We start from the raw sequence: 22,629 nt of genomic DNA on the forward strand, positions 1-22,629 counted from the left end.
CTCTTATATTTGTAACGGCTTCTCTACTTTCACTGTCTAAATTAAAAAATCAAATTAGAATGACAAAAAACACAATCTTCTCCTTTTTACAGGCTTGCGAAGCCACCGTGATCAAGACCGCCCAAAAATCATGGAAAGGAGCAACTATAGGAGCATTGGCTACTTTTACCTTATACCTCGTAATTATCAGCCTATCTTATCTGAAAATCGGAATATCGCCTATAGCGGATCTTAGTATCGCATTGATAACCGTGGGCATTCTATCAAGCCTGCTCGCCTTACTAAGCACATGGGGCTTTAAGATCATAAGATTATTCAATCCTTGGTTTGTCGGAATCTGTTTATCTACTTATATATTAGTCGGATTTCTTCCTTATCCGGATACTATCCGGATGTTTATCGGATTCGAACTGCTTTGTGGTGCTTTAATAGGATACTCTGTTTACATCGGTATCAAGAAGAAAGTATCAATCACATTGATATTGATCGTATTAGGGCTAAACACATGCGTTGTTTACTTCTTGGCTAATGAAGGATTTGATCATACGCCCCCGGTCTCGGAAAATTATTGGAACCAAAAAGCCCCTACATTCAACGCTCCTGATCCTACCATCGAAGGAACCTATACAGTAAAAACATTGACATATGGAAATGGGGATGATAAAAACAGGGATGAATACGCAAACTCATGCGATATAAAAACCTCCTCTGTAGATGCCACTCCCTTTTTCGACCAGACTTCCGGATTCGATAATTGGATAAGAGAAATCTTTTGGGGATTCGGCGCCTCCAATTACCCGATCAACGGACGAGTATGGTATCCTGAGGGCCAAGGCCCTTTCCCGCTGGTTATATTCGTACACGGTAACCATCTTATGCAAGAATATTCAGACCCCGGCTACGAATATATCGCCACTTTATTAGCAAGCAAAGGGTACATCGCCGCCTCGATAGACGAGAATTTCCTAAACAGCAATTGGAGTGGGGATTATAGCCATAATGAGATATTCACGAGAGCTTGGCTAATCCTAAAGCATCTGGAATGCTGGAGAGAATGGAACCAACAAGAAGACAACCCCTTTTACCAAACGGTTGATATGGATAATATAGCGCTTGTCGGACATTCCAGAGGAGGGCAAGCCGCTCCTCTAGCGACCGTGATCAACAAGCAAAAAAGATATTACAAGGATGCCAATCAGGATTTCAACTTCAATTTCTCCATCAAAGGAATCGTAGAGATCGCTCCAACCGCATTTTATAGCATGCACAAAGATAAGCCTTTGGAGCTGGAGAATATCGATTATCTACTTTTACAGGGAGGGTATGATCAAGATGTGTTTTCCATGGCAGGAAGCCGAAAATATAACAACCTTCACTTCACGGATACGAATTTCCATTTCAAGTCCGTATTATATATCTATACGGCCAATCATGGACAATTCAACACCGCATGGGGGCGGAAAGATATGCCCTTCCCTTATTCGGCACTCCTCAATCTGACCCCTTTAATGGACGGTGAGGGTCAACGCAAGATCGCCCAAACCTATATATCCGCATTTCTCAACGCCTCATTAAAAGGCAAGAAAGAAAATCTATCGATCTTAAAAGATTACCGCCTAGCGAAAACAATCATTCCCAAAGGATATTATTTCAACCAATACGAAGACTCCGGTTTTAAATATATAGCCGATTACGAAGAAGATCTGGATGTAACTACAGCTACATTGAAAGACTGTAGCATTCATGGGCAAAACTTAAAAACGTGGAAAGAAGATGCCTTAATACTGAAGGACGATGGGAGCACATCCCAATTAACCTCCGCTGTTTATCTAGGATGGGAGAAAAAGGATACGAATTCCCTCCAACAGGCCGAATATACGCTTCAAATAGATTCAGCGGCCTTAGCCTCTTTGGATATCAACACGGTAAAGAATCTGTTCTTCTTTATCGGGAATAACTCGGATACAATCGATGCGGTAGATTTCACGCTTGAATTAACGTTTGGCGAAACAAGCGTAAAAAAAGATTTCTCTTCATTCTATGTACTTCCTCCGTTATTAAAACCAGAGCTAACGAAATGTAGTACTTTACTCTCGCTGGGAAAAGAGAAGGTTTCTGAGAAAGTACTACAGTATGTAGAGATTCCGTTATCCTCCTTCAATCAAGGAGATAGCCTATCCATCGACCAACTGAAGGAAATCCGCTTTATCTTCAATAAAAAGGATAAAGGGGAAATCATTTTAGATAGAATCGGAATAAATTGATCCTTATTCGAAAAAAGTCCCTTATTTCTGCAACCCTTACAGATACTCGCTCGTCTATTAAGAAAAGAACCTAAAAAATTAAAGACGATGAAGACGAGAGTATCACTTTTTATATTCTGCATACAGATGATCGCAGTTTGCGGATTCGCCGCCGACCGACGTATCGATGGAAATGGAAATCCGGAAACCCGGGAGATAAAGATTAGCGATTACGACGAGATTACGTTCGTTGGCTCCGCTGATTTCGAGTATGAACAGTCGGATAAAGCGCCTTATCTATCCGTAACGATCGATGAGAACTTATTTGATTACCTCGTGACCGAAGTAGAAGGCGGTACGTTAAAGATCTATCCGAAATCTATCAAGAAAGGTTTTAATAATAACTCCTACGACTTGAGGCCGACCGTCTACAAGATAAAATCCAACTCCAAGGAACTAAAAGAGTTGAATACGGTAGGTTCCGGCAGTTTCATTATCAGCAAACCGACGAAAGTAAACCGGATGGAGATCAATATGGCCGGTAGTGGAAACGTTGAGTTGAGAGGCCCCGTAAAAGGTTACAAGCTTGAATGTAACATGGCCGGTAGCGGAAATATCATCGCCAAGGATATACAGCTGGACAACCTATCTTGCAGCCTCGCCAGCAGCGGGGAAATCGAGGTAATAGGAACCGTAGATCGTGCCTCATTCAATGTAGCGGGAAGTGGTGAGATTAAAGCCTTTGACTGCCAAGCACGTAAAGCAGAGTGTAATATCGCCAGCAGCGGCGAGATCAGCGTATATGCCACGCAAATCTTGGATGCTAATATCGTAGGTAGTGGCGAGATCCATTATAAAGGAGATCCGGAGATCAGTAAGTCTATCATGGGCTCCGGCTCGATCAACAAAGTCAAATAAACATTTAATACATACGAACGATGAAAACAAAATTAGTAGCGGTAATAGCCCTCATCTTTTGTGCCTTCATGGCAGAGGCTAGTAAAGTAGAAGGAAATGGGAATATAATTACGAAAGAGATATCGGTAGATAACTATAGCGAGATCGAACTGGGTGGAAATATCGAATATTCCGGCAATAATTTTTGGGGAAATAGAAGCAACAAGAAATTCCCGGTATTCAAATATACGCATGGACGAAGCGCTTCCTTGAAAATTACGATCGACGAGAATCTATTCCCACTCCTCTCGATCAAATCCAATAACGGACGGTTAGCTATCCGCATACAAGACGGGACCCGTATCAAACCGACCCAGTATGTAATCGAAGGAAGCTCGAAGACTCTGAAATACTTAAAGACTTCCGGCCCGATGGATTTTGAGGCGCAGAACGCTTTTTCCGAGGATCAACTGGAAATCAAGATTTCCGGCTCCAGCGACGTAAAGTTCCCACATAACGTGAAATTACGATTAGGTGAGTTCTCGGTATCCGGCTCCGGCGATCTGGTTTTTGAAGATTTGGACTGCAAGAATCTTACCAGCAAGGTTTCAGGCTCCGGAGACATCACCTTGAAAGGTAAGGCGGACGAGGCCCGCTATTCCGTATCGGGCAGTGGAGATATAAAAGCATACGACTTATCTGTCAATGATTTGAGTTGCTCGGTAAGCGGTAGCGGAGATGCCCGTGTTTATGCCAAAGATAACATGAACCTATCGGTTTCGGGCAGTGGAGACATCCGCTATAAAGGCCCAGCGAGCGTGCATAAATCAAAGTCCGGCTCTGGCTCCATCCAAGGTGCGAATTGATCGAACACACACATTATTTTAAAATACACACATTATCAAATTTAAAAAAGCTACTCGATGTGATATCCGGTAGCTTTTTCTTGCTATTTTTGTAACCAACTCTTTATTTATAGAGTCTAAATTAAAAAGTAGAATCACAAAAAACGATACTTATGAAAACAAAGGCTATCTTATTAATGGTATTTTTCCTAGGATGGGTCACTACCGGTTGGGCCGCAGATCATGTAAAAGGCGATGGTAAATTGACCTCGAAAAAGATTTCTGTCGCCGATTATAACGAGATTAAGGTGGATGGCGTAATTGATTTCAATTACGAGCAATCCGATGATCCTTCCACCGTGGAGGTTACCGTAGACCAGAATCTTCATCCCTATGTCAATATCGAGGTGAAGGATCGTGTCTTAACCATCGCTTTCAAAGGAGCGAAGGTAGATCATTTCACGAAGTTTATCGTAAAGACGAATTCTAAATGGCTTGCCGCCGCAAAAGTTTCCGGAAATGCCAACTTCATGGTAAACAGTCCGCTTACCGGAGACGAGACCGTTATTAAGGCGAACGCCAATAGCTTGGTGCAACTGAAAGAGACAGTTACGGTCGGTAAACTGGATTTGAATGTATCCGGTAGCGCAAATATGGTTGTCAATCATCTGGAAGCCGACAAGATCGAATGTGATATCGATGGCTCCGGCTCTATAACAATCAAGAAAGGTAACGCAAAAGAAGGAGACTACAGTATCGTCAGCAGTGGTGATATACACGCTTTTGGGTTAGCGGTTCCTCTGCTAAGTTGCAAAGTAACAGGCAATGGCTTAGCGGAAGTACATGCTACCGATAATTTAAAGGCCAACGTAATCGGTAAAGGAAATATCCGTTATAAAGGCCCGACAGCAGTTCAACAGAGAATAATCGGTAAAGGTACCGTAGAAGAAGTAAAAGAATGAAAACAAGAATTATATACCTATGTCTGCTGGTGATCTTTTCTACGACAGGCTGTATCCCTACACAAACCATAAAAGGAGACGGCAATATCACCACGGAAAACATCCCGGTTTCCGAGTATGACTGTCTTGAGTTAGAGGGAGGAGGCATGGTCGTGAATTACACGCAATCCGAAGCTCCTGAAGGTTTGGAAATAAAGACAGACCGGAATATCTTCGAGAAATATGAGTTTAATGTAGAGAACCATAAGCTTAAGATCCGTCCGAAAAAAGAATTCAGGAAACATACGAATTTCCGTCCGACCGAGTTCATGGTTACGGCCAACTCCCGCAATCTAAAGAAACTAGCGGCGGCAGGCAGTACCCATGTAAATATAAATTCCCCTCTACAAGCCGAGGAGTTCGAGGCAGGATTAGCCGGTAGCGGGATTATCCAATTCCACGACACGGCCTCTTTTACAAACCTAAAGATAGAGATCGCCGGTAGCGGAGATTTCGTTGGCCATAAAGTGTATTGTGAGGAATTAAACGGGGATATGGCCGGGTCTAACACGATCGTTCTAGGGGGAACCGTAGGCATAGCTGAATTCTCGATCGCCGGTAGCGGTACAGTACGTGCTTTCGATTGTAACATGGATGAGCTTGAGTGCAAGATTGCCGGTAGTGGAGACATAGAAGCCTCTGTCGTAAACAAAATCAAGGCAGAGATAGCCGGTAGCGGTTCCGTAAAATACAAAGGAGATCCCCAAGATATCCAAAAAAAGGTAATGGGCTCCGGTAAGATCGAGAAGGTGGAGTGATTCTTACAACCACCCCTCCTTTTTATACCATTCGATACTTTCTTCCAAGCCTTTACGTAAAGGATAGGCCGGGATAAAACCTAAATCATCTTGAAGAGGCGTGACATCGCAAATCCAGTTACGCTGCTTCAAGATGATGTATTTATCACTATTTAGCGTCATACTTTTCTTCAACAACTTACCGATCCATTCTGAACAGTGGCAAGCGATACGCACCAACCCCAGCGGTATACGGGCATGCAATACCCGCTTCTTTCCTAAGATATCTTGTATCATACGGGCAAAAGACTCATCCGTGTAGACATCTCCGTCGGCTACAAAATAATGCCGGTTCTTTATCTCCTCTTTCTCAAGGGAAAGGAAGGCCACGGTCGCTAAATCTTTTACATAGATAAACGTGATTCGCTGGGGAATAGCGCCTACGGCGAAATCGAGCCCCGACTTTACGCTTTGTATTTCCATGAAATAATCCTTCTCTCCCGGCCCGTATACTCCTGTAGGCCGCAAGATCACGTAAGGAAAATAGGTTTGTTTACGGATGTAGTTCTCCGCCTCTAGCTTACTTTGGCCATAAGCCGTGTCCGGCCGCTGCGGATCGTCCAAGCGTATCGGGCGGAAAGTCTTCTCGTCGCCTCGCCCATAGCTGCTTAGGCTGCTCATCAAGAGGAATTTCTTCGGTTTGCAACCGGCGGCGGCTAAAGCCTCGATAAATCGATGCGTATTCTCGGCGTTCACACGGAAAAAGTTTCGCTTATCCAATGTCTTCGTCAACCCGGCGTTATGGATCACATAATCCCATGCCCCATGCTCACGGGCAAAGTCTGAGAGTTGAGCCGTAAGCGCTTCCTGATCGCCATATTTCAAGTCGATGAAATGAATCCGCTTATCTTGCAGATGCGCTTTACTGCTACCTGCACGGATACCCGCCCACGTCTCATAGCCACGGCGAAGCGCCTCCTCTACCAAGAAACCGCCGATAAAACCACTCGCTCCGGTTATCAATATCTTTCTGTCCTTCATTTTTCTTTCATATAAAATGTATAATAATACCACAACAACCCGATCCAATTCAAGAACAGGATCGTCAGCATCCAAAGAATCTTTTGTTTCTTACTGATGAAAGGGTTTTGCGATACGGCCTTACATCCGAACAGGATTACGGCAATACCTACGATATAACCGATCTCCGGCAAGCTTATCCAGCAAATGATTTGTGGTATCATAAAAATAGAGTTATTCGTGAAAAAGAATTATTCGTGTTGGTGTTTCCTCAAGACTCGGTGCGGCAAGTCACCATGCCCCACCAACTCGATCGGACAAGCGTATTTCTCGCCCAACCATTCCTCGGAGACATTCGCTCCCGGGTGATAATGCAAAGTCTCGTTTACACAAGCGATATTTTTCACCATCGTCAAAACCGTACCGATATCATGGGAAACCAAGATGATAGCGCTCTCTTTATTGATCTCTTCCAAGAGCTGATAAAAACGAGACTCGAATCGTTTATCCACATACGAATTAGGCTCATCCAAGATCAATACCTGCGGACGGGAGACAATAGAACGCCCCAATAAGACCCGCTGCAACTGGCCGCCGGAAAGCTCACCGATGGCCCTGCCCGCCAACTCCTCCAATCCCATCTGTACGATCACCTCGTCTACACGCTCTCTCTGGGATCTATTGAATGGACGGAACAAAGGTTTCTCCGCGGATAAACCGGAAGAGATCACTTCCCGTACCGAGATCGGAAACTTCTTATCGATCTGGCTCATTTGGGGTAGATAACCGATCTTCAAGGAAGGAACCTCTACATTTTCATCGTAAAAACGAATCGTTCCGGAAATAGGAGGCAATAGACCTAGTATCACCTTTAAAAGCGTCGTTTTCCCGCCGCCATTCGGTCCGATAATTCCCAAGAAATCATTTTTCCACACATCCAGCGTTACGTTACGTAAGGCGATCTTATTACCGTATCCGGCGGTAACCTCTCTCAACTCAATCAGCTTGTCCATCGACTAACGATTTTGCGATATGAATCATTTCCTTACCCCAATCGTAATCCAGCGGATTGATCGGGATCAGACGGCAACCTGTTTCTTTCGCGATCAACTCGGCGTTCTTCTGGTCAAACTCCCGTTGGATAAACACGACTTTCGCATTATGTTCCCGTGCGGTCTCGACCAGTTCCTTTAATTGTGCGGGAGACGGTTCTTTTCCGTCCATCTCGATGCAAAGCTGGGTCAAGCCATATTCGTTGGCCAAATAGGTCAGGGCCGGATGGTAAATAATAAATGTCTTATTGTCAAGAGAATGTAACAAACTGGAAACGGTCTTTTCCGTTTCTCCGATTTCTTTCGTCAGTTGTTCATAATTCGCTTGGTAATATTCCTTATTCTCCGGGTCCAAAGACACAAAGGCATCCAAAGTGTTCTTGGCGATCACCTTCGCTCCAGAGATAGAGCTCCACGTATGCGGATCGACGCCTCCGGGATGATGATGGTGGTGGTGATCATGTTCCTCTTCTTCCTCGGGGCTTTTAAGTAAATCAATTCCTTCGGACAGGTCAAAAACCTTGAGTCCCGGATTATTATTCCGGATATTATCCATCCAAGCCTGTTCGAACCCGATCGATCCGATCCTTAAATAACCTTGGCTTTTACCCACCTGCACCATTTGCTGGGGCGTAGGATCATACGTCTCCGGACTTTGCCCCGCCGGAACCACACAATTAATCTTAAATTTATCTCCGGCTATCTTCTCCGCAAAATACCGTTGCGGCTCAATCGTCACGCTGACGATCCTCTCATCTGTCCGCTTATCGCCGCAGGCCATAAGTATCAAGACGAAAAGAGCCGATATCAATACCTTAAATTCTTTCATACCACATATATATTTTCGCAAAGGTAACGAATATCGGGTAATAAGGCAGCAAGGAGACGATTCAAAGTTATCAGGAACTAGCTTGACAACTTCCCCGGACAAGGCATTTGCGTAAACTATGTTTTACGAACATATAGCCATCGGTAAATGAATAGGAACAGTTAAACCGGTCCAGAAAAGCCGGGATTTGGACGACATCAGTTTCTTTATGATACGTACAGATCGCGAAATCCAAGTGATCCGCTTTCGCGAATAATTCCATACAGCCCTGTAAAGCCATACATTCCGCACCTTCTATATCCATTTTTAAGAAGATATCTTTTCGAGACTTGTCTTTCAAGAAATTATCCAAAGCAGCATTAACGTCATCGTCATGATCGCTGATATATTTCTTTACGATCATCGTTTTCTCTTTCCACGGCTCAAAAGTAGCCTGAAGCGCCTCGATCCATTTATCCTCATATTCAAAAAGATAAACAAAACGGGTAACCTCGATGGTATCCAGAGCGGTAAATCCCTCAGCGGAACCAATATCCAAGAGTGTCTTTCCCCTAAACTCCTCCACGGAATCCGCATAATGATGGGGATGCCTCACGTCTTGCTCGATCAACAAAGCCCGATAGCATTTCTCGATCTTAGATGTGCTATACTCTCTCGGAAAATATAATCGTTTACTTCCCCGGTGCATCACATAAGGCAATTCTTTCTCCTTATCCCACTGAACGGCAATCGACATCTCCAGATATTCCGCAGCGAAATCATAAGGATAACGTGTATATCCTCTTTTTCGAAAATAATCATAATACGCTAATTTAGGAGAAGAGGGCTCAAACACCTTGGTATAGTAAAAAGGTAACGTCCCATATAATATGCTTTTCAACTTCATCATCGAACCGGTAAACATTTCATCTAGTTTTTAATAGGGCGTAATATACGAGAAATATCTTAATATACATAACAAATCCCCGTATTACAACCGATAAGTAATAATACGGGGATTTATAGGGAAAAAATAGGCTACTCTATTTTTACTCGGCCAGCCATTTATTCATCTGTGTAAGGATCCGCTCCTTCATATCCTCCGGCATATTGCCGATACGGGCACGATGGCTACCTCGGGGCTGGATATAGATTTGCTCGTTCTTCTTGCCTTTGAAAGCGGGAACCATGGCTGCGCTCCACGGGTCGATCTCGCCATAGATGAAGATCATTTTCGGATCGTTGTCTTTCAAGAAGTTATAGATCTTGTGGTACAGAGCCGGACGGAAGTCTACTTTACCGACCAGTTCCTCGGGAAGCATGATACGGTTCAAGTATCCGTGGGCGCTATCGATCGTAAGGTATTTCTTGAAAGGTTTTACGTCATAGCCATAATAACCGAGCTCACGGGCGGCTTGTACGAAGAAAGAGATATTCGGCTGGTTCTCGGCGAAGTAATCAGGACCGCTGATTTCCATCAAATGATCGAAGAGCGCCTGATCGTCGGCAGACTTGGAAGGGATCGTACTTATCGAAGTTCCCCACTGCCAAAGAGCGAATGAATATTCCAGTACGCAATAATCCAATACCTCGGGCATCGGGATACGGAATGTCAAGTTCTTATTCTTACAATAGCTCTCCAATAAAGGGAGCATATCGGACTTACGTTTCAAGACTTCCAATTGAAAATCCTGTATCTTCTTGCGTTCCGCTTTCGTACCTACCTTACGTAAGAAAGGTTCGTGGCGGCCATCCTCTACGCCTTTACATAACGGACCGACATAAGGAACGGAGAAATCCACGTCGTCCGGGAAAAAGGCACGGTAAAGCATTGTAGTCTGTCCCCCCTTACTGATACCGGTACTGATCCATTTTTCCGGATAGATCTGCTTGAATGTATTGCGGACGTTATGTAAATCGTACGCAGAGTTCTCGGCGGTCAGATAATCCCAGTTTTTAGGTTCCGGCGTCGACTCCAAGAAATAACGGTACTCCACAAACACTAAGTTCGCGTTCAATAGTTTAGATAGTTCTTCCTGATATTTCGGATTGAGCGCATAAGCCGCTCCATATCCTTCGGTCACCATAATGGTAGGACGATCATAACCTACATGGCCTACGATAACCCGTTGCGTAAATGTTCCGGCGGCGGGGTCTTTTGGATCGACCTGCTGAGTAATACGTACTACATATTTCTCCGGATAATAATCGGATTGAAGTTTTTCAATGCCACTAATTCCTTTTAGGGAGGCAAGCTTCTCTTGTAAATCTCCGGGAGCGGCCATTACCGTCATCACCGACAGGAAGAAAAGAAGCAAGAAGTTAAATGTTCTTCTCATGGTAATTTAGTCTTTTAGATATTGTATTGTTCGTAATAATCCCTCATATTTGGCGCGTTTCACCGCCGAATGTGCAAAGATACGATTATAATCCTCACGGCTCAATGCCTTGAGGTCGTCTTTTTTAAGGGAGAGCAAAGAAGGGGTGGGATGAAAGGCTGCTACTGCCGTAGGCATAGCGAAGCGGTTCCAAGGACAAACGGCTTGGCAGGTGTCGCATCCATAGATACGGTTACCTAAAAGGACGGCTTGCTCAACAGGGATTTCTCCACGATGCTCGATCGTAAGATAAGAGATACATTTACGGGCATTCAAACGTTTCGGCCCTTCCAAGGCTCCGGTAGGACAAGCGTTCAAACAGCGGATGCAGGAACCGCAGTGATTCTTTTTGGGGGAATCATAGGTATCGACTACCAAAGTTGTCACGATCTCCCCAAGGAAAAAGAAAGAGCCTTTGCCCGGGATGATTAGATTCGTATTCTTTCCGATCCATCCTAAACCGGCTTTCCAAGCCCAATAACGTTCTAACAGAGGGGCGGAGTCCGTGAATACACGGGCCTCATTGTTGGAGGGATGATGCTCGGTTATCGCTTTCCATAATTGGCGAAGTTTATCCTTTACGACCCCGTGATAATCTTCTCCATACGCATAATACGAGATATAAGGTTCCGCCGGATTCCGGAGAACTTTCGGATAATAATTCAAGGCTACTGAGATAACTGATTTGGCACCTTCCACCAAGCCATCCGGATTGAGACGAATTTCCCGATGATTCTCCATGTATTTCATTCCAGCATGGTAGCCTTCCGCGATCCATTGGTCAAAATAAGCCTCCTCGCTCCCGGCCTTCGCTACTTCAGCGATACCGCAAGCGGAAAAGCCTAATTCCATAGCTTTATCTTTTATAAACTGGGAGATACCCATTATTCAAAAACTTTAAACTCGTAGCCTTCTTTTAAGAGCCATTCGACAGCCCGGGGCATTGCCTCACGCATATTGCGCTCGGCTTTCAAGGAATCGTGGAAGACGATAACAGAACCATTACGGGTATAGTTCTTTACCACGTTGAAGACACCGTTCGGAGTCATATGAGGGCTATAGTCACGGGTGACCACGTCCCACATCACGATATGATAATGACGGCGAAGCCATACTACCTGCGGAAAACGCATATGCCCATGAGGAGGCCGAAATAAATTGCTGGGAATATATTCGGCTGCCTTCTCCACATTCGCCAAATAATTCTTCGTCCAGAACTTGATACCTTGGATATGGTTGAACGTATGGTTACCGACACGGTGCCCACGATCTATCACCATCTGGAAGACCTCGGGATGCTTACGTACATTATCCCCTACCATAAAAAAGGTAGCCTTGATCCCATACGTATCCAATATATCTAAAACCCAAGGGGTAACCTCGGGAATCGGGCCGTCGTCGAAGGTGAGATACACACACTTCTTCTCTGCCGGTATTCGCCAAGTTACCCCCGGGAACAGTGCCCTGTAAAACCAAGGCGGTTGTTCTATAAACATACTTTGTTAGTCTTTTGCCACTGATCCGTACGCCATACGGTAATTATCAAATTCCTCTTGATAAGGCTTAGCGAACTCCGGATTGTATTGTTTGCTTACACGCAATACCTCTTGGAGAACCGCCAAGTTATGACCTAAATCACTCTCGACAGATGATAATTGCCCCGGACGCAAACGGAAATACCAGTTTATACTGCGCAACGCATTGTCCGCTATACCTTTATAAACCATCTCCGCCTTCTCCTTCTGGCCCAACTCGTAATACAGCTCACCTAAAGAAAGAGCGCTATAATCCAACGGAACATTCTCGGGAGGCAATACTTCCATCGCCTTATCCAATACGTTCAGTGCTTTCTCATTCTTGCCCTCAGCGACCAAAGCGGCAGCCAACTTACTGAACAACGCGATACGATAGCTCTTGCACATCCGCATTACATTCTCATCCAAGTACACACCCGGCGTATTGACACCACCCCATTTGAACTTATTCATCACGTTGTCATACATCTTCTCCGTATTGATCGAACGAACAGTTCCCTGTGTCTCCATCGGAACGATCTGATAAGCCATACCGGTCTGCTGGAAGTACGGATCCAATTTCACGAACTGATCCGGGCTTACGGTAATCGCGTAATAGATCGGACGGTTCCAGTCATTCGTCTGCAACATATCCAAGATAATCAACTCTTGCTTACCCAAGACATCCTTGCCTTTCAAGTCAATCTTCATCTCTTTCTGCAAATACGGCAAGTTAGCGGTATCGATCACGCCGGCAGCCATAACCGCAGCGGAATCTACCCCCATCGTCAATGTCTGCGCAGGAATATAATCTAATTCTTGATTGATACCCGGGATCTTCTTAAACTTCGGATCGTTGCTACGAACGAAATCAAGAGCGGTCTTCAGATCGATCGACTTATCCGTCATCGGGAATACATAAGCGGCATCACGAGTACCTTGCACATAATCCTCCGGTTGCCAAGAGATTGGAAGCGGATCGGACTCGTACGCTTGCTTCTTCATTTGGTTGATATACCAGTCGGTTTGCAAATAGCTCGTATTACATACACGTACATCCGTACGGATACCTTCCACCTCCTGTGCGTACCACAACGGGAACGTGTCATTATCACCATTCGTAAATATGACAGCGTTCGGCTCGCAAGATTCCAAATAGTTCGCACCAAAATCACGGCAAACATAACGGTTCGAGCGATCATGGTCGTCCCAGTTCTGCGCACCCATCTGGATAGGAACCAACAAGCACAGTACCGTAGCGACAGAACCCGCTATCACCGGAGATAACTTGCCATACTTCTGCAATCCTTTCGCCAAGGCCGCCACACCGAAACCGATCCATATACAGAACGCATAGAATGATCCGGCATACGCATAGTCTCGCTCACGAGGTTGATACGGCGTCTGGTTCAAGTAAAGCACGATCGCGATACCCGTCATAAAGAACAAGAAGAACGTGATCCAGAATCCCTGAATGCCCTTCTTTCCGGCATAAGCTTGGAATAGAAGCCCCAAGATACCCAATAGAAGCGGTAACATATAATATACGTTATGCCCCTTATTGTTGATAATATCGAACGGCATATCCTCTTGCGGGCCCACTAAAGCCTCATCAATAAACGGAATACCGGTTATCCAGTTACCATTCGAGACCTCACCGTTACCTTGTATATCGTTCTGCCGTCCGGAGAAGTTCCACATGAAATAACGCCAGTACATGAAATTCAGCTGATAAGCGAAGAAATAACGCAAATTCTCGGCAAATGTAGGTTTCATCACCGTCACCATCTCACCGCAACGGTTGAACTTCACCGGTGTACCTTTCACTTGTGCCCACTCCTTATAAGCAGCCACATGACGTCCGTCGCTACTATACATACGGGGGAAAAGCATACTCAACTCATCCACGTATTCGTATTCCGTATCGTAACGAGAGATATAATAATGATCCTTCTCGTTTTTATCTTTCTTAATGACACGGCTCCAAGTCGGCTCACCCTCTTTCGATACAGGTACGCAAGTACCGCCTTGGTTCTCACGCTTCACCTCAGAGACATAGGTCTGACCGTAGATCAACGGAGTCTTACCGTATTGCTCGCGAGCCAAATAAGTACGCAAGGTAAAGATATCTTGCGGAGCGTTTTGGTTCATAGGCGTATCGGCTGTCGCACGGATCAATGTCAAGGCATAGGATGAATAACCCACTACGATTACCATCAAGCAGACCAAGATCGTATTCAGCATCTTGATATTTACCTTCTTGCTCATGAACAAATAAGCCGTCAAGGCCGCCGTGAGGATCACGGCGATCACGTAACCGCTACCGATAAACGGAATACCCAACAATACGATCGAGAGGATAAAGGATATCTTCATCCGCACCGGATGGATCTCGTCTTGCATCGTCTCCCAGATCGCCCAGATCAAGGAAGCCGCCAAGATAATCACGAACGCATATACACCCGAGTTATACGGCATACCGAACGTATTGACAAACAACAGCTCGAAATAACCGCAAACCTCAACCAAGCCTTGTACGACACCATACATCATCAAGCCCACGATAGCGAACGACACCAATAAAGCGATCAGCGTACCCTTCATCGTAGGATTCGGGAATTTCTTATAATAATATACCAACACGATAGCCGGGATACACAATAAGTTCAGCAAATGGACACCGATACTCAGACCCATCAAATAAGCGATCAGCACGATCCAACGATCGGCATGCGGACGATCGGCGGCTTCTTCCCATTTCAAGATCAACCAGAATACCAAGGCGGTAAACAAGGAAGAATAAGCATATACCTCGCCCTCCACGGCGCTAAACCAGAATGTATCGCTAAACGTATAAGCCAAAGAACCTACCAAACCACAACCCATGATCGTAATCATCTGTCCCAGACACATCATCTTATCGTCTTCCACGATAATCTTACGAGCTAAATGAGTAATACTCCAGAAAAGGAATAAGATCGTCAGGCCGCTAAAAAGGGCGGACATCGTATTGACCATTACCGCCACCTTGGAAGGGTCCGAGGCGAACTGCGTAAATAAATTGGCTGTTAACATGAAGAAAGGAGCTCCGGGCGGATGGCCTACTTCCAATTTGTATGCCGAAGAGATAAACTCACCACAATCCCAGAAACTGGCGGTGGGTTCCATTGTCATCAGATAAACGGTAGAAGCGATCAAAAAAACGACCCACCCCAACACGTTGTTGATTAGTTTGTACTTTCCCATACTTTGTATAAGTGTGATAATTAATTGTTTCTACTTGCATACCCACACGGGCAGTCGGCCGCAAAGGTAATCATTTACGTTTAATACCTAACGTTCCATTCCCCTATAAATTATATAGAATAGATTAGAATTATATTAAACAAACCTTATCACTCAAGTGTTAATAGAATAGTTGAGTATTAAAATTATAGGGAGATGAAAGAAAATTATGAACTAATTGATAATGAAGAACGCCACCAATATGAATTTCATATAGAGCGATACGTTCCCAGAATAGAGTATATAAAAAATAAGGATGGGGTAATTTATCTCACCCACACTGAGGTTCCCATGGAGCTTGGAGGTAAAGGAATTGGTAGCCAATTGGTGGAGAAAGTGCTCTTGGATATCGAAAAGAAAGACTTACGTCTCGTTCCGTTATGTCCGTTCGTAGCTGGATATATCCAGAAGCATCCGGATTGGAAACGCATCGTAATGAGAGGTATACATGTTTAATATTTATAACAAAATTATATGGGAAAGAAGATCGAATATACGAATGGTGAACTCACCATTATCTGGCAACCGGAGTTATGTCAACATGCCGGTATCTGTGTAAAGACTCTTCCCGATGTCTATAAGCCGAAGGAGAGGCCCTGGATACAGATAGAGAACGCAACAACCGCGGAATTAATTGCCCAAATCAAGCAATGTCCGTCTGGCGCGTTGACATACCGAATGAATAAAGAGGTGAAATGAGGCACCCCCCGCTTGTTTCATCTTGATAGAAAGGAGTATTCCGCATCGGATACTCCTTTTTTCGCCATAAGGGCCTCTTTCTATGATTTTTTGCTAGTTTTGTGATCTAGATTCACTATCAATGAAACAAATATGATAAAAAGACATTCTATCTTAACGGCAATCCTGCTTTGTTTCGTCGCTTTCACACAAGTGATGGCACAAGAGATGCAGGAACCCGAACCACTTCCGATCGACCCAAAGGTTCGATACGGGAAATTGAGTAACGGATTGACCTACTACATCCGTCACAACGATCAGCCCAAAGACCGGGCAGACTTTTACATCGCCCAAAACGTAGGCTCCATCTTAGAGGAAGAGAATCAACGAGGTTTGGCTCACTTCTTGGAACATATGGCTTTCGACGGCAGTAGGAACTTCCCGAATAACGGGATGGACGAATATATCGAGAGTGTAGGTATGCGCAGCGGGGAAAACTTCAACGCCTATACCTCCTTTGATGAGACCGTCTACATGATTACCAACGCCCCTGTCAACAAAAGCGGCGTGGTTGATTCTTGCTTATTGATCCTTCACGATTGGTCCGGGTTCCTAGCCTTGACCGACTCGGCTATCCAGAAAGAACGTGGGGTCATCCGTGAGGAATGGCGTACCCGACAGGATGCCCAGACTCGTCTATGGGAGCAGCAACTACCCAAGATGTACCCGGGAAGCCGTTACGCGAACCGGATGCCGATCGGTTCGATCGACGTGATCGAGAACTTCAAGCCGGACGAGTTGCGGGCTTACTACAAAAAATGGTATCGTCCGGACTTGCAAGCGATTATCATCGTGGGAGACGTAAATGTAGATCAAGTGGAGGCAACGATCAAAAAGATGTTCGCCGATGTCCCTGCCCCGGTCAACCCGGCAAAACGGGAACAAGTATCGGTTCCCGACAATGATCTACCTCTGATCTCGATCGCCAAAGACAAGGAGGCATCCAATACGATCCTTTATATCTTCTATAAACACGATAAATTGCCCAACGACTTGAATCGTACGATTGCCGGATTGGTAAAGGACTATATCCAGCAAATATGCGCGTCGATCATGGACGAGCGTTTCGATGACATCTTGCATCAAGCGAATCCTCCGTTTATCTATGCGGAAGCCTACGACGATGATAATTTCATGATCGCGAAAAGCAAGGGAGCATGGACCGTAGCCGCTCTTGCCAAGGAAGGCGAGATCGATTCCACACTGACCACGCTTGTCAAAGAGACTCAACGGGTAAAACAATATGGCTTTACGCCATCCGAGTATGAACGGGCACGCATCAACGTGTTGAAACAATACGAGTCCGCTTACAACGAGCGGAATAACCAAAAGAACGACGCTTATGTCCGTGAATACGTGAACCATTTCACCAACGGCGGTTATATCCCGGGCATTGAGATGGAATACACGCTATTGAACCAGATCGCCCAGAATATCCCGGTAGAGCAAGTCAACCAATATATCCAAGATATGATCGGAGAGGATAATATCGTGATCGGGTTAACCGGACCGGATAAAGAAGGTATAAAATACCCGACCGAGGAGAACCTGCTCCGTACGTTCCTCAAAGCACGACAGATGCCGGTAGAGCCTTATAAGGAAACTGTCTCCAACGAGCCTTTAGTCCCGACCTTGCCGACCCCGGGCCAGATCACGGAGACAAAGACCGGCCAGCACTTCGGAGCGACAGTATTTACCTTAAGCAATGGTATCAAGGTGGTATTGAAGCCTACCGAATTCAAGAAGGACGAGATCATCATGACCGCTACCAGCCCGGGAGGAAGCACTTTATTCGGCACGAAGGATATTGATAACTTAAAAGTTTTCAATGACGTGATCGAGATCGGTGGATTGGGTAATTTCTCCGCCACGGATCTAAGTAAGCGTCTGGCCGGAAAGAAGGTATCTTGCGCCCTATCGCTCAGTCAAGATAGTGAGAACGTGAACGGAATGGCCGCTCCTTCCGATTTGCGAACCTTATTCGAGTTAATTTACCTTAGCTTCACGGCTCCCCGCATGGACGAGGAGGCCTACGCATCTTTCGAGACACGGACAAAAGCGCAATTGCAGAATATGGAGTTAAATCCCATGGTCGCTTTCAGCGACTCTTTGTCTAAAGCGGTTTACGGAGATAATCCTCGTGCGTCACGTCTTCGTCCACAAGATTTCGAACATATCAGTTATCCTCGTATCATGGAGATGCGCAAGGAACGCTTCTCGGATGCTTCCGGTTTCGTATTCACGTTTGTAGGTAATATCCAGATCGATAGTATCCGTCCGTATATAGAGCAGTATTTAGCGACATTGCCATCTCAAGGAAAAATTGAGAAGGGAAATCCGGCGGAGGTTCCATCGACGCGTAAGGGAGACTATATGAATCGATTCAACCGCTCCATGGAAATCCCGAAAGTAACGGTAGCCAACCTCTATACCGGACAGATGGAGTACAATCTGGAGAATATCATCACCGCTACCGCATTGAAACAAGTTATGGACTTGGTATATTACGAGAAGGTACGCGAGAAAGAAGGAGGAACGTATGGCGTCGGTGTATCCGCTAGAATCTCACCTTTCCCGGAAGGAAGAACGACATTACAGATATTCTTCGATACGGACCCGGCTAAGTGGGAGCAGATGAACACAATTGTCCGCAATGAGTTGAAACGGCTTTCCGAGGTAGGCCCTCGTCAAGAAGATTTCAAGAAAACACAGGATAACCTGCTGAAACGTCATGCGGAAGTCTTGCAGGAGAACAGCTATTGGTTGAACGTATTGGATGATTATTATTATAAAGGATTTGATACCGATACGGATTATGAGTCGATTGTTAAGGCGTTGACTCCCGAGAAGATAAAGGCATTCGCCCAAAAGCTTTTGGGACAGGGTAACCGGGTAGAAGTTATCATGCAACCCTAGTTACTATTTTGAGAGGATGAGACGGGGCGTGCCCCGTCTCTACTTTGATTTCTTTAGTTTAAAATGATCGAATCCTTCCCCATAAACCCCGATTACGGCGCTTTGGGATACAAAGGCGGTCGGATCAATATCATTAATGATACGGAAAATCGTAGTGGATTGCCGTTTTTTAGCGAGCACGAACATCATCTTCTGTTCTTGCCCCGTATATAACCCGGTAGCATCGATCACCGTAACCCCTCGGTGCAACGCATTAATCTCCTTACCAATCTCTTGATACTTCTTCGAGATGATAAAGAATTGCACGGACTGGCGGGCACTGTTCACGATCTGATCCAGCACGAAACTACAAACATATAACGTTACGAAACCATATACCACTTTCTCCCAATCCTTTAGCACGAAATAACTGGAGGTGATAATAATCATATCGCAGATCATCATGACCCGTCCCAGCGTTATATCCCGGTATTTATTGATGATAGCGGCAATAATATCCGTTCCACCCGTACTACCGTTCGAGGAAAAAGCGATACCGATACCACTTCCGCAGAAAGAGGCTCCCAGCACACATGCCATAAACGGTTGATCTTGTAATAAATGCATCCCGGCTGTCAGCTCCTGGATAAGGGACAAGAAAAAAGTAAGCGTAAACACGGCGAAGATCGTCTTGATACTGAACTTAAAACCTAATATTTTCAAGGCAAGCATCAGCAAGACGGCATTAATGAGGAAGTAAGTGTACTGAACGGGAAATCCCGTAGCCCAGAAAACAATGGAAGCGATACCCGGCACTCCACCTGTCGTAATGTCATTCGGCAAAAGGAAAACGGTCCATCCGATACCGTAAAGGATCATCCCAAGAGCGATCATTAAATAGTCCCGTGTCTCCCGAAACAGGACTTGTCTGGATAAGGAAGAAATTGATAAAGTAGATTTCATCTCATTTGTTTATTTTTAGCGGGCGCAAAGGTAATGAAAGTTATTGATAGGAAATGCTTCACCTTATATTTAGCCGGAAATATAATGGTTCACTTTCCCCTATTTACAGAGACGTAAGCAAAAGCCAAGGAATGTTAACTATTTATCAGTAATAACCCCTTTTATATAACATCACCTTTATTTAGAAAAGCTCTATAAACGAGAACATGAAGGAGAAAGCAGGCATTTATACGCCTTTTCCACACAAAAAGACCCGTTTTTCGATAAGAATACCCTCGTTAGATTACACATATAGTCCCGTTCACCCACGCCTGTACAGGCGTAAACCCACACATATAGTCACGATAGGCTACACATATGGTCATAATGGGCGATATGACTACCTTATAATGGGCATTGTTACCCCCTAACGACTGGACCATAAGGCATAAGATATGAGATAGGATGAATTAATTTCGCTAGAATAAAAGGCCGTTTTTCAACAAGTCACTAGCGGATAGACGATTGCTGTTTTTTTCTTTCGTTTTTAGGAGCGAGACGTACTTTGGCCCGAAATAATCGATTCTCAAGGACTTCAGTTTACAAATTGTCACATTGATATTCTAACCGGAACACGCATAAGCCCTTTCATCCAATTGTAGAGACGGGGCGTGCCCCGTCTCTACAACCAAGTATGTATGAGCTGCAAATATAGACTTACAATCTCACATTCTCCATTTCCTCACACTTCTCTTCCCGCAAGCGTTGAATATCCTTAAGCTGGCGGTCGAAAAACATGAGCAAATCATTGATGAGCCGTCCGTTCTGGGATAAAAGCAAAACCCCATCCATCAATTGCGTTGACAGGTAGCGAACTTTCATATTACTTACATGTTGATCGGGACGCTGCAGATAAACGGCCATACATCTGTACAAAATTGGTGCTATTTGTATCCACGGCAGTTTTAGACCTACCAATAGATTTTTCACGCTTTGCAACTGATGGTTCAGATAATCAAAATCATCCTCATCTTTCTCAAAACGGCACGCCTCTTTCAAGCGTCGTGCCTCTTCCTTAAAAAATACATCACTCAACATTTCCATGTTCGAAACCGGAGCTTCTTGCTCTGAACCGACAGGTTCAGTTACGGGATAAATGTTTTCCACTTCCATAATATATTAGCATTAAGCAGGCGGAAAAAAGAACGGTCCCGCCTGACCCGTTGCTAAACACTTTACCAGAAAGCTGGAGGCACATTAATGCACTCCACGGGGGTACGGAACCGTCATATCGGATCGGTTACAGGCAAAAAAATGCCTGCAACCGAATAGAAGCAGGTATTCTACTCTGCTTTCTGGTTTTAAAATGTTTAGCATTGCAAATATACTTCTTTTTCCGGATATCCAACCTATAGAGGATAAATAATGTCTAGTAAGTAAAAAATCCGGAGCTGATACCTATACCCTAGAAGAGAAAAGTTTCTCTCGTCTATTTAAATTCTTGATGGGGCTAGGCAAGCATGAAAAATAAGATCTGTACTATACGGGAATTCAACGCTAAATCTACGATTAAAGAACAGATAGAAAGTCTTTAGGGGTCAATACTGTTATAGTTGAATTTACAAACCCTTTCACATCCCGCGTAATAATATAATCCGCCCCCGACATTTTTGCGGAGTAGTATTGAACGGCATCCTCCAAATCCGAGCTATTGGAATACAAAGCATTCATAAATATTCCATCGTCTATCGTTGATATCTCAACATAACCGCATATACGCTTCAAGACCTCAAGAAGTTCATCCCAAGAATAACCGTATTTATGAGCCGTATAATTCGCATTGATTAAGGTGAGAGCACTCATGACAATCTTTAGTTTATCCTCTATACAATATCTAAAGATAGTATCAGCATCCTCTTTGAAGCCTTCCCGCTGACATATCATGTCTAGCAACACATTGGTATCTACAAACACTCTCATCCGATTTGTTCCCTTTAAATGAATTTTGCGGATGCTATTGCTCCTTTTCCCATATCATCAGCAGGCACTTCTTTATGTGGCCCCTTCAAATGGAAGCTGTCTATAATTAAGTCAGTCGAAAACACATCGTTTTCCCCATCTTTTGCCCGTATAAGCTCCCGGGTCAACATTGTTTCTAACCACTTACTCAAAGCCTTTCCTTCCAATCTCATCTTGTTACTATATCTATGTAACAAAGAGTCATCTATATTTAAAGTGATTGTTGCCATATATATTTTTTCAAGTTATTGTAGC

General features: G+C 44.6%; 21 protein-coding genes. 8 read left to right on the top strand and 13 right to left on the bottom strand.

Going from position 1 to position 22,629, the window contains the following annotated elements:
• The first annotated feature begins 59 nt into the window (after nt 1-59).
• From DW033_RS10330 to DW033_RS10355, 5 genes are all read left to right on the top strand, one after another.
• Nucleotides 60-2,264: an alpha/beta hydrolase gene (locus DW033_RS10330; protein WP_122382730.1), complete on the top strand. Its 2,205-nt coding sequence runs from the start codon at nt 60-62 to the stop codon at nt 2,262-2,264.
• An 87-nt stretch (nt 2,265-2,351) separates the two neighbouring features.
• Entirely contained in the window at nt 2,352-3,161 is an 810-nt protein-coding gene (locus DW033_RS10335; protein WP_008773133.1) for a head GIN domain-containing protein, read from the top strand.
• A 20-nt stretch (nt 3,162-3,181) separates the two neighbouring features.
• Nucleotides 3,182-4,006 carry a head GIN domain-containing protein gene (locus DW033_RS10340; protein WP_022193049.1) on the top strand — a complete coding sequence of 275 codons (825 nt, stop codon included), beginning with the start codon at nt 3,182-3,184 and terminating at the stop codon, nt 4,004-4,006.
• Between the two features lie 152 nt (nt 4,007-4,158).
• Nucleotides 4,159-4,947 carry a head GIN domain-containing protein gene (locus DW033_RS10350; protein ID WP_048926976.1) on the top strand — a complete coding sequence of 263 codons (789 nt, stop codon included), beginning with the start codon at nt 4,159-4,161 and terminating at the stop codon, nt 4,945-4,947.
• Nucleotides 4,944-5,744 (top strand): head GIN domain-containing protein, encoded by an 801-nt coding sequence (locus DW033_RS10355; protein ID WP_048926975.1) that lies wholly within the window; start codon nt 4,944-4,946, stop codon nt 5,742-5,744. The genes DW033_RS10350 and DW033_RS10355 overlap by 4 nt, the downstream gene beginning before the upstream one ends.
• Nucleotides 5,745-5,747: 3 nt before the next feature.
• On the opposite strand, the gene DW033_RS10360 is transcribed toward DW033_RS10355, so the two are convergent.
• The 9 genes from DW033_RS10360 to DW033_RS10400 all read right to left on the bottom strand — a co-directional run bounded on the left by DW033_RS10360 (nt 5,748) and on the right by DW033_RS10400 (nt 15,741).
• The gene (locus DW033_RS10360) at nt 5,748-6,764 is read right to left on the bottom strand and encodes an NAD(P)-dependent oxidoreductase (RefSeq protein ID WP_005863616.1); all 1,017 of its coding nucleotides are present in this window, start codon (nt 6,762-6,764) and stop codon (nt 5,748-5,750) included.
• Nucleotides 6,761-6,967: a hypothetical protein gene (locus tag DW033_RS10365; RefSeq protein ID WP_005860253.1), complete on the bottom strand. Its 207-nt coding sequence runs from the start codon at nt 6,965-6,967 to the stop codon at nt 6,761-6,763. Before DW033_RS10365 ends, DW033_RS10360 begins: the two co-directional genes overlap by 4 nt.
• 27 nt (nt 6,968-6,994) lie before the next feature.
• On the bottom strand, nt 6,995-7,756 hold the full coding sequence (locus tag DW033_RS10370) for a metal ABC transporter ATP-binding protein (protein ID WP_048926974.1): 762 nt from the start codon (nt 7,754-7,756) through the stop codon (nt 6,995-6,997).
• Nucleotides 7,740-8,624: a metal ABC transporter solute-binding protein, Zn/Mn family gene (locus DW033_RS10375; protein WP_121960713.1), complete on the bottom strand. Its 885-nt coding sequence runs from the start codon at nt 8,622-8,624 to the stop codon at nt 7,740-7,742. Before DW033_RS10375 ends, DW033_RS10370 begins: the two co-directional genes overlap by 17 nt.
• Nucleotides 8,625-8,694: 70 nt before the next feature.
• The gene (locus tag DW033_RS10380; protein ID WP_227154383.1) at nt 8,695-9,513 is read right to left on the bottom strand and encodes an FkbM family methyltransferase; all 819 of its coding nucleotides are present in this window, start codon (nt 9,511-9,513) and stop codon (nt 8,695-8,697) included.
• Between the two features lie 139 nt (nt 9,514-9,652).
• Nucleotides 9,653-10,942: a S28 family serine protease gene (locus tag DW033_RS10385; protein ID WP_008778980.1), complete on the bottom strand. Its 1,290-nt coding sequence runs from the start codon at nt 10,940-10,942 to the stop codon at nt 9,653-9,655.
• Nucleotides 10,943-10,948: 6 nt separating this feature from the next.
• Nucleotides 10,949-11,866 carry a tRNA epoxyqueuosine(34) reductase QueG gene (gene queG, locus DW033_RS10390; RefSeq protein ID WP_008778979.1) on the bottom strand — a complete coding sequence of 306 codons (918 nt, stop codon included), beginning with the start codon at nt 11,864-11,866 and terminating at the stop codon, nt 10,949-10,951.
• Nucleotides 11,866-12,477 (bottom strand): polysaccharide deacetylase family protein, encoded by a 612-nt coding sequence (locus tag DW033_RS10395; RefSeq protein ID WP_005860262.1) that lies wholly within the window; start codon nt 12,475-12,477, stop codon nt 11,866-11,868. The genes queG and DW033_RS10395 overlap by 1 nt, the downstream gene beginning before the upstream one ends.
• Nucleotides 12,478-12,483: 6 nt before the next feature.
• Nucleotides 12,484-15,741: a DUF2723 domain-containing protein gene (locus DW033_RS10400; RefSeq protein ID WP_008773141.1), complete on the bottom strand. Its 3,258-nt coding sequence runs from the start codon at nt 15,739-15,741 to the stop codon at nt 12,484-12,486.
• 195 nt (nt 15,742-15,936) lie between these two features.
• Here DW033_RS10400 and DW033_RS10405 point away from each other — a divergent pair, with 195 nt between their 5' ends.
• The 3 genes from DW033_RS10405 (at nt 15,937) to DW033_RS10415 (ending at nt 19,434) form a co-directional block, all read left to right on the top strand.
• Nucleotides 15,937-16,236 carry a GNAT family N-acetyltransferase gene (locus tag DW033_RS10405; protein WP_036614495.1) on the top strand — a complete coding sequence of 100 codons (300 nt, stop codon included), beginning with the start codon at nt 15,937-15,939 and terminating at the stop codon, nt 16,234-16,236.
• Nucleotides 16,237-16,254: 18 nt separating this feature from the next.
• The gene (locus DW033_RS10410; RefSeq protein WP_057317236.1) at nt 16,255-16,479 is read left to right on the top strand and encodes a (4Fe-4S)-binding protein; all 225 of its coding nucleotides are present in this window, start codon (nt 16,255-16,257) and stop codon (nt 16,477-16,479) included.
• 132 nt (nt 16,480-16,611) lie between these two features.
• A complete protein-coding gene (locus DW033_RS10415; protein ID WP_122382731.1) occupies nt 16,612-19,434 on the top strand; it encodes a pitrilysin family protein in 2,823 nt (940 codons plus the stop codon).
• A gap of 39 nt (nt 19,435-19,473) precedes the next feature.
• Here DW033_RS10415 and DW033_RS10420 read toward each other — a convergent pair whose 3' ends face one another.
• The 4 genes from DW033_RS10420 to DW033_RS10435 form a co-directional block, all read right to left on the bottom strand.
• The gene (locus DW033_RS10420) at nt 19,474-20,376 is read right to left on the bottom strand and encodes a YitT family protein (protein WP_122382732.1); all 903 of its coding nucleotides are present in this window, start codon (nt 20,374-20,376) and stop codon (nt 19,474-19,476) included.
• A 696-nt stretch (nt 20,377-21,072) separates the two neighbouring features.
• Nucleotides 21,073-21,528: a hypothetical protein gene (locus DW033_RS10425; RefSeq protein ID WP_122382733.1), complete on the bottom strand. Its 456-nt coding sequence runs from the start codon at nt 21,526-21,528 to the stop codon at nt 21,073-21,075.
• Nucleotides 21,529-21,924: 396 nt separating this feature from the next.
• Nucleotides 21,925-22,335, bottom strand: a complete 411-nt coding sequence (locus DW033_RS10430; RefSeq protein ID WP_008773146.1) for a PIN domain-containing protein — start codon at nt 22,333-22,335, stop codon at nt 21,925-21,927.
• A gap of 14 nt (nt 22,336-22,349) precedes the next feature.
• The gene (locus tag DW033_RS10435; RefSeq protein WP_008773147.1) at nt 22,350-22,604 is read right to left on the bottom strand and encodes a hypothetical protein; all 255 of its coding nucleotides are present in this window, start codon (nt 22,602-22,604) and stop codon (nt 22,350-22,352) included.
• Nucleotides 22,605-22,629: the final 25 nt, after the last annotated feature.

Source organism: Parabacteroides sp. AF39-10AC, from assembly GCF_003635405.1.
Lineage (GTDB): Bacteria > Bacteroidota > Bacteroidia > Bacteroidales > Tannerellaceae > Parabacteroides > Parabacteroides distasonis.

Excerpts from the sequence above, each read along its gene's own strand:
- DW033_RS10330 (WP_122382730.1), top strand. The coding sequence starts at position 60 with ATGACAAAAAACACAATCTTCTCCTTTTTACAGGCTTGCGAAGCCACC.
- DW033_RS10335 (WP_008773133.1), top strand. The coding sequence starts at position 2,352 with ATGAAGACGAGAGTATCACTTTTTATATTCTGCATACAGATGATCGCA.
- DW033_RS10340 (WP_022193049.1), top strand. The coding sequence starts at position 3,182 with ATGAAAACAAAATTAGTAGCGGTAATAGCCCTCATCTTTTGTGCCTTC.
- DW033_RS10350 (WP_048926976.1), top strand. The coding sequence starts at position 4,159 with ATGAAAACAAAGGCTATCTTATTAATGGTATTTTTCCTAGGATGGGTC.
- DW033_RS10355 (WP_048926975.1), top strand. The coding sequence starts at position 4,944 with ATGAAAACAAGAATTATATACCTATGTCTGCTGGTGATCTTTTCTACG.
- DW033_RS10360 (WP_005863616.1), bottom strand. The coding sequence starts at position 6,764 with ATGAAGGACAGAAAGATATTGATAACCGGAGCGAGTGGTTTTATCGGC.
- DW033_RS10365 (WP_005860253.1), bottom strand. The coding sequence starts at position 6,967 with ATGATACCACAAATCATTTGCTGGATAAGCTTGCCGGAGATCGGTTAT.
- DW033_RS10370 (WP_048926974.1), bottom strand. The coding sequence starts at position 7,756 with ATGGACAAGCTGATTGAGTTGAGAGAGGTTACCGCCGGATACGGTAAT.
- DW033_RS10375 (WP_121960713.1), bottom strand. The coding sequence starts at position 8,624 with ATGAAAGAATTTAAGGTATTGATATCGGCTCTTTTCGTCTTGATACTT.
- DW033_RS10380 (WP_227154383.1), bottom strand. The coding sequence starts at position 9,513 with ATGATGAAGTTGAAAAGCATATTATATGGGACGTTACCTTTTTACTAT.
- DW033_RS10385 (WP_008778980.1), bottom strand. The coding sequence starts at position 10,942 with ATGAGAAGAACATTTAACTTCTTGCTTCTTTTCTTCCTGTCGGTGATG.
- queG (WP_008778979.1), bottom strand. The coding sequence starts at position 11,866 with ATGGGTATCTCCCAGTTTATAAAAGATAAAGCTATGGAATTAGGCTTT.
- DW033_RS10395 (WP_005860262.1), bottom strand. The coding sequence starts at position 12,477 with ATGTTTATAGAACAACCGCCTTGGTTTTACAGGGCACTGTTCCCGGGG.
- DW033_RS10400 (WP_008773141.1), bottom strand. The coding sequence starts at position 15,741 with ATGGGAAAGTACAAACTAATCAACAACGTGTTGGGGTGGGTCGTTTTT.
- DW033_RS10405 (WP_036614495.1), top strand. The coding sequence starts at position 15,937 with ATGAAAGAAAATTATGAACTAATTGATAATGAAGAACGCCACCAATAT.
- DW033_RS10410 (WP_057317236.1), top strand. The coding sequence starts at position 16,255 with ATGGGAAAGAAGATCGAATATACGAATGGTGAACTCACCATTATCTGG.
- DW033_RS10415 (WP_122382731.1), top strand. The coding sequence starts at position 16,612 with ATGATAAAAAGACATTCTATCTTAACGGCAATCCTGCTTTGTTTCGTC.
- DW033_RS10420 (WP_122382732.1), bottom strand. The coding sequence starts at position 20,376 with ATGAAATCTACTTTATCAATTTCTTCCTTATCCAGACAAGTCCTGTTT.
- DW033_RS10425 (WP_122382733.1), bottom strand. The coding sequence starts at position 21,528 with ATGGAAGTGGAAAACATTTATCCCGTAACTGAACCTGTCGGTTCAGAG.
- DW033_RS10430 (WP_008773146.1), bottom strand. The coding sequence starts at position 22,335 with ATGAGAGTGTTTGTAGATACCAATGTGTTGCTAGACATGATATGTCAG.
- DW033_RS10435 (WP_008773147.1), bottom strand. The coding sequence starts at position 22,604 with ATGGCAACAATCACTTTAAATATAGATGACTCTTTGTTACATAGATAT.